Consider the following 1,888-nt stretch of genomic DNA (forward strand, 5'->3'; position numbering starts at 1 on the left):
GTTTGGTAAGCATAGTTCTTGCTTGCGCGATTACCATCATCTGCTGTACCTGCCTTGCGTAGGCAATTTCTTGCTCAGGAGTCAGCAACGGAAAGCGGCCGATTTCTTGTAGGTAAATGCGAACTAAGTCGGAAGTATGGAGAGACATGTAATTTAACTAATTGAGTAAATGTTGAGTAAAGTTCTGACAAAAGAAATTTACAGCATCACTTGCTTTGCTCAAGATACAAGCGCAATCTCTGCCGAGGCGATTAAATCTCACATGAGCAATCGCACATGTAAGGTTGTACTAAGCCTGCTTGCTTGCACTGATATACCAGAGTGCCTACAATTATTTATCTGATGCTAATACTGTATTTTTGCTTTTAATTAAAGCTAGTGTCTTTTGCCGCTCAGTTCCCCTTTCTTCCCGCAGACGGCACACTGTAAATCTCTATTAGATACTTTTTTTTAGTGCAAGAGTGACTTTAAGTCACCTTAATGCACTATTTTTCAAAATCAAGCATAATTTCCGTTAGCGCTACTCAAACTTCATATATGCAGTTGAGCTTATTAAGGTTATACTAGCCCTATTTACAAGCGCTATCACACTATAGTGCTTGTAATCGTTCACAATTAAGCTAATACTACATTTTAACTTTCACCAAAACTAGTGCTTTTGCTGCTTAGTTCCCCTTTCCTTGGCAAGCAATACACTACAAATTAATCTTAAATATTTTTTGGTGACGAACATATGTATTTTTTAATTTAGCACACTATTTATCAAAGTCAAGCATAAATTTCTGCTAGCAATGGCAAAGGTAAAGATATCAAATATGGCATTTTACAGGAATTCAGGTAAGTTAAGGCTTTTCGCTAGCAAAGCAGTCCTATATTTGGTGCTTGAGCTTGGGGGGAAAGTGAAAATAAAACATCAACCTGTCAAGCCTCGTCAATCACCTCTTTGTTAGCTTCTACCTTGGCCAAAGGTAACAGTAGCTCCTCCAAGATTCTGTCTCAAAATAACTGAAGTTGTTCGGAGCAATATTTAGTGGCACTAGTTTTACAAGTCATCCCTACAACTTCCGAACAGCGAATTATTAATTTATCCCGATTGAGCACCAAGTTTGATTTCTGTTTTTACCCTGGTATTGGTAAATGACCAAACACATACTTTGGATGAGTATTGCTACCTGAAGAGTGCAAATATTGATAGAAAGCTCCATCAATTTGGTACACTTTTGTTGGATTAAGTAATTTGGGATCGTAAACAGAATTGAGTTCCATCTTCGTTAGCCTCAACTAAACAAACAAATACTTTCATCTAGATGTAAAGCGTAGCGATCGCTATTGATTGAACTAGCTGTAAACTTTCAGCGATGTTGCTTTTCGTTTCAGATTACCGTTGCCATCGTCACCATTAGTTGTGATTGTTGGTTGTTGACGGCATTCGGATTTATTAATCGTCCAGTCCCAATGATTGATTTGGGATTTCTCCCGATGTTCTACGAGGACAATGATATTTTTGTGTTTTGGGTCTTTACCGCTAATTAAATAGGCATCACCCAACGCATAAAAACCAGTCGAAACATAATGTCGTTTGTTGAGAGACATCAGCGCATCCCAAGCTTGTTGATGCTGTTGTATTTTACTCATTTAAATTGTCCTAATTTTTGAGCTTTATTCTCATTACTCCGAAACATAGCGATGCAATGTGCGATAATTACTTTCATCTTTGGTTACAGTTTGGATTGCGGAAACTTTTTGTAAGCGAAGTTTCCGCATTTTTCTAGTAAGTACGATGTCTGAGTCTTAAGCGCTAACCTTTTTCTTTGGTTCAGATAATCTGGATGTACCATTAGATGAACGAGGTGTTTGAGAAAGAGGTGCGCTCACTGTGCCAAAGGGA

At 38.1% G+C, this 1,888-nt stretch carries 3 protein-coding genes; all 3 read right to left on the reverse strand.

What is annotated here, in order from left to right; translation table 11 throughout:
- Positions 1-148 (reverse strand): sigma-70 factor domain-containing protein (locus tag HCR01_RS37735; RefSeq protein ID WP_320073270.1); only part of this gene is annotated, 148 nt, incomplete at its 3' end.
- Between the two features lie 971 nt (positions 149-1,119).
- Positions 1,120-1,266 (reverse strand): hypothetical protein, encoded by a 147-nt coding sequence (locus HCR01_RS39755; protein WP_226890086.1) that lies wholly within the window; start codon positions 1,264-1,266, stop codon positions 1,120-1,122.
- Positions 1,267-1,338: 72 nt separating this feature from the next.
- Entirely contained in the window at positions 1,339-1,635 is a 297-nt protein-coding gene (locus tag HCR01_RS37745; protein WP_193200985.1) for a hypothetical protein, read from the reverse strand.
- Between the last annotated feature and the right edge of the window lie 253 nt (positions 1,636-1,888).

This window comes from Nostoc sp. MG11 (genome assembly GCF_014904695.1).
Taxonomy (GTDB): Bacteria; Cyanobacteriota; Cyanobacteriia; order Cyanobacteriales; family Nostocaceae; genus Komarekiella.

Bases quoted from the DNA above. Each gene is read 5' to 3' on its own strand.
- HCR01_RS39755 (WP_226890086.1), bottom strand. From the start codon at position 1,266: ATGGAACTCAATTCTGTTTACGATCCCAAATTACTTAATCCAACAAAA.
- HCR01_RS37745 (WP_193200985.1), bottom strand. From the start codon at position 1,635: ATGAGTAAAATACAACAGCATCAACAAGCTTGGGATGCGCTGATGTCT.